The 4,511-nt window shown below is 47.4% G+C and carries 4 protein-coding genes; 2 read left to right on the plus strand and 2 right to left on the minus strand.

Annotated features, from left to right (window positions below):
- Positions 1–578: 578 nt before the first annotated feature.
- The gene (locus J0895_RS26530) at positions 579–710 is read left to right on the plus strand and encodes a hypothetical protein (protein ID WP_256556175.1); all 132 of its coding nucleotides are present in this window, start codon (positions 579–581) and stop codon (positions 708–710) included.
- 204 nt (positions 711–914) lie between these two features.
- The gene (locus tag J0895_RS20660; protein WP_207089882.1) at positions 915–1,871 is read left to right on the plus strand and encodes an RNA polymerase sigma factor, RpoD/SigA family; all 957 of its coding nucleotides are present in this window, start codon (positions 915–917) and stop codon (positions 1,869–1,871) included.
- A gap of 275 nt (positions 1,872–2,146) precedes the next feature.
- Here the strand turns inward: J0895_RS20660 and J0895_RS20665 are convergent, their stop codons facing one another.
- Both J0895_RS20665 and J0895_RS20670 read right to left on the minus strand, forming a co-directional pair.
- Positions 2,147–2,722, minus strand: a complete 576-nt coding sequence (locus J0895_RS20665; RefSeq protein WP_207089883.1) for a Uma2 family endonuclease — start codon at positions 2,720–2,722, stop codon at positions 2,147–2,149.
- Between the two features lie 277 nt (positions 2,723–2,999).
- Positions 3,000–4,511, minus strand: a 1,512-nt coding sequence (locus tag J0895_RS20670; RefSeq protein ID WP_207089884.1) for a response regulator, incomplete at its 5' end; no start/stop codon positions are given.

Consider the following 4,511-nt stretch of genomic DNA (forward strand, 5'->3'; position numbering starts at 1 on the left):
GAAAGTTCAAACTAGATTTGAGCGGACTTATTAGAGGCACAATGAGCAGCGCCCATCAGACTTAGGCTTTGGTCTAAGGCTGTGCAAGAATCCCCGTGTCTTTAGACATCGGGAGTGTCAAAAATCCTTAAAACCCGGGTATAAAAATCCTGATTTTTCTCCATATTTTCTTCATTTTGTTGTCCAGGTTGCATTCTGAAAATTATTTCCTGGGTAATCTCTATATAGCGTTTCTCATGTCCACAAGGTACAGCCCTCACCCCTTTCTCGTCGGCGGCCCAAGACGGGAGAGGCCTGTCCTGAGCCCTGAGCCCTGAGCCCTGAGCCCTGAGCCCTGAGCGGGTCGAAGGGTCGAAGCCTGTCCTGAGCCCTGAGCCAGTCGAAGGGTCGAAGGGGGTCGAAGGGTCGAAGGGGGTCGAAGGGGGCTGGGGGTGAGGGTGAGTCCGGGAACCGCTATATAACCGACGGGTGGATGGACCTTCTGGAACTAAATGTCAGAATCTGCGCGTCAGGACTAGACATTTCGTTAAGAAATGTTACAATTATTCACATACGACCTTAGAAATTTAATAAATTTTATGACAACCCCGACATTCGTACTTGCCGCCATGATTTTGGGAATCCTGTATTCATACAGAACAGCGATCGCCTTGTCTTGCCAATCCCAGCTAGAACGGGTTCCGGTTCGGGTTCCAAGCCGTCAGAAGTAAGCAAATAGCCAATCAGGGGTAAACCGGCATTCCCGAATCATCCCTGATTGCATCAAATGTGGCTATCCGAATCAATATCAGCCGGAAGTCACCCCAGTGCGAGATGCCTCCGGTAGGTTACACAAACGGGCTCTCTTCAGATTGAGAGTCAAGGATACAAGCCACGAAAACGAACGTTACCCATTGAGTGAGTGAAGAAGCGCCATGAAGACTGCTCAAACTTCTACAGACTTAGTTCGCACTTACCTGCGAGAAATTGGCCGAGTTCCCCTGCTGACTCATGAGCAGGAGATTATATTGGGTAAGCAGGTTCAGCAATTGAGCCTGTTGCATGAGATTAAAGAGACCCTAACTGAACAGTTCGGTCATGAACCGACGGATGTAGAATGGTCTCAAGCGGCAGGGTTGTCCTTAGTTGCGTTGCAACAGGCGATCGAGCAAGGGGAAACCGCCAAGCGCAAGATGGTGGAAGCTAATTTGCGGTTGGTAGTGTCTGTTGCCAAAAAGTATATTAAACGCAATGTTGATTTACTCGACTTAATCCAGGAAGGAACTATCGGAATGCAGCGGGGGGTGGAGAAATTTGACCCCACCAAAGGTTACCGATTTTCCACCTATGCCTATTGGTGGATCCGTCAGGCTATTACTCGGGCGATCGCGGAGAAGGGTCGCACGATTCGCCTCCCCATTCACATTACTGAAAAACTTAACAAAATCAAGAGAGCATCTCGGGAATTATCTCAGCAACTCGGACGAACCGCCACCATTGGCGAGTTAGCGGCAGAGTTGGAACTCACTCCCAAGCAAATTCGCGAGTATATGGAACGCGCCAGACATCCCCTCTCTCTGGATTTGCGCGTTGGGGATAACCATGATACAGAACTGAGTGAGTTGTTGGAGGATACTGGACCTTCTCCAGAAGATTTTGCCACTCATTCAGCGATGCGATCGGATTTAGAAAAATTGATGGCCGAATTAACCACCCAGCAACGGGAAGTGATTGCTTTACGCTTTGGGTTGGAAGATGGACAGGCGATGACTCTTTCTAAGATAGGCGATCGGCTCAATATTAGTCGTGAGCGTGTTCGCCAAATTGAACGGGAAGCTCTCACTAAACTCCGCAAGCGCAAGGCGGATATGAATGAATATGTTGCCAGCTAACCTGGATTGGGTTGGGTTGAGTTGAGTGAGATGCCTCTTCTTGGTAGGAGGCATCTTTTTTGAGGATTCGGGATGGGGAGGAACCACTGATTGCACAGATTTTCACGGAGATTTAGATTTTGAGCTAAAAAAGATGGGAAAATCTGTTGACAAAAGGGGTTGACTTTGATAAATTTATATTTATAATGGGAGGCTTTGCTCAAATATTATTGGCGTCACCATCCCCATTATGAATATAATACGGCACCGGGTCAAGAAAGGCAATACCCCTCACCTTAAAAAATCGGCAAGTCTAAAGTGAAACCCGGTAAGACATTTTCTCCAGATAAGAGAGTGGGAAGTTGGACGGTTTCTACGGGTTGAGTGGGGCGATAAATTTCGACTTGTTGAGTTTGGGGATTAATCAGCCAGCCTAATTTTAACCCACTGTTGAGATATTCCTGCATTTTGTCTTGGAGTTGGTTTAAGGAGTCGGTACGAGATCTGAGTTCTATGACAAAATCGGGACAGAGGGGGATAAATTTTTCCTGTTGTTCCCGGGTGAGGGTTTCCCAGCGGCCCTTCTCAACCCAAGCGACATCCGGGGACCTTTTACCTCCCTCGGGTAAAATGAATATTGTGGATGAACTAAATACTTTTCCCAGTTGAGTTTGACGGTTCCAAATCACTACATCTGCATTCAAATCTGATTCTCTGTTGCCGCTGACTCCTCCAACTGGGGGCATGATAATTAATTCTCCTTGGGCGGTTTCTTCAAGTCGCCAATTTTCATTGATTTGGCAGAGTTGATAAAATTGGTCGTCACTTAAGTTGACGGTTTTTAGGTTTAGGACAATCGGTTCGGAAATCATCTAAATTTATCCTGTTTTTTAACCACTGATTTCACTGATTTTCACTGATTTTTACAAAAGTTTATGGATTTTGCTCTGAAAAGAGGGAAATTGGCTTGACAAAAGGGGTTGACTTTGATAAATTTATATTTATAATGGGAGGCTTTGCTCAAATATTATTGGCGTCACCATCCCCATTATGAATATAATACGGCACCGGGTCAAGAAAGGCAATACCCCTCACCTATTTTTTTTTGCTAGGTCGAGGGGGAGAAAGGGACCCAGGAAAGTTAAGCTGTTATCCGACTTTTTGATGCTGACAAGCTTCGGCGATCATGTTGCGGATTTCGGTGCAGAGGCGATCGAAACTTAAGCCTTGTTTTTGGAGGATGGTTTGGACTGAGCCTTTGAGTTGCAAATACTCTTGGGGCGTAATATCTTTGGCGGTCATGACGACGACGGGAATCGATCGCCCGTGAGGATATTGTTTTAAAGCATTTAAAAACTCAAATCCATCCATTTCTGGCATCATTAAATCGAGTAAAATCAAATCCGGTGGATGGGAGGCGATCGCCTCTAAACCTCGACGACCATTCTCTGCCACAAAGGTTTTCCAGCCGTGGTGTTCCAGGACTCGATGCAGGAGATCCCGAGTCGCTGGATCATCCTCCACAATTAGAATGGATTCTACTGGAGGATGGTCTGGGGAGGATTCTGATTGGCGTTGCTGATACTTATGCAGGAGTGCAATCAAGCGATGGCGATCGATGGGTTTAGTCATGTAATCCGAAGCGCCTAGCGCCATCCCCATCGGCTTATTATCCATCATTGTGAGGACGATGGTGGGAATCTCGGCGAGTTCTGGGTCCGCTTTGAGGGCGCACAAAACGGACCAGCCATCTTGATGCGGCATCATCACATCTAGGGTAATGGCATCGGGGTGGAGTTCCTTGGCGAGTTCCAATCCCCGATCGCCTGTGGAGGCGATCGCCACCCGCCAGCCTTCTTTTCTCAAAAACCGCTGCATGAGCTCATGAACCGTCGGGTCATCATCAATCACCAAAATAGTTTTTCCAGTCTCTTGGAGTGCATCCCATTCAGCCGTTGGGGACGAGTCCTGTTCGGCGTTAGGGAGTACCTTCACTTGGGCGGGGAGGAGCATCGTAAAGGTAGACCCTTCTCCCTCGCGACTGGTGACGGTAATATCACCTCCCATCATTTCACAAAATCGCTTGGCGATCGCCAACCCGAGTCCAGTCCCGCCATATTTGCGGGTAGTAGAGGCATCCGCTTGACTAAACGCCTCAAATAACCGATTGATTTGCTCCGGTGTCATCCCAATTCCGGTATCCTGGATTTTAAAGCAAATCCAATCGGATTCAGAGTGAGAAACTCCCGGGGTTAAATAGCCAGATTCGGGCGGTTGTGCTAGGACTGCACAGAGGACCTCATGGGCAGAATCTTGAGGTTGGGGGTTGGGGATGCGGGTGACTTCTAGGGAAATTGTGCCATTTTCTGTAAATTTGGCGGCATTGGAAAGCAGGTTAAATAAATTTTGTCTAACTTTGGTTAAGTCAGCCCACATTGAGCCGAGTTCCGGCCCATATCGCACAGCCATTTTATTGCTATTTTTTTCGATTAAGGGTTGGATGGTACTGACCACTTCCTGGAGGGTGGATTCAATCTCGAAGGGTTCTAAGTATAGTTCCATGCGACCGGCTTCAATTTTAGACAGGTCGAGGATATCATTGATAATTCCCAGCAGATGCTTTCCGGCACCGTGAATTTTTTGAAGATCTAAGCTCAAGTC

The sequence above is a fragment of the Phormidium pseudopriestleyi FRX01 genome, from assembly GCF_017313335.1.
GTDB lineage: Bacteria > Cyanobacteriota > Cyanobacteriia > Cyanobacteriales > Laspinemataceae > Laspinema > Laspinema pseudopriestleyi.

Bases quoted from the DNA above. Each gene is read 5' to 3' on its own strand.
- J0895_RS20660 (WP_207089882.1), top strand. From the start codon at position 915: ATGAAGACTGCTCAAACTTCTACAGACTTAGTTCGCACTTACCTGCGA.
- J0895_RS20665 (WP_207089883.1), bottom strand. From the start codon at position 2,722: ATGATTTCCGAACCGATTGTCCTAAACCTAAAAACCGTCAACTTAAGT.
- J0895_RS26530 (WP_256556175.1), top strand. From the start codon at position 579: ATGACAACCCCGACATTCGTACTTGCCGCCATGATTTTGGGAATCCTG.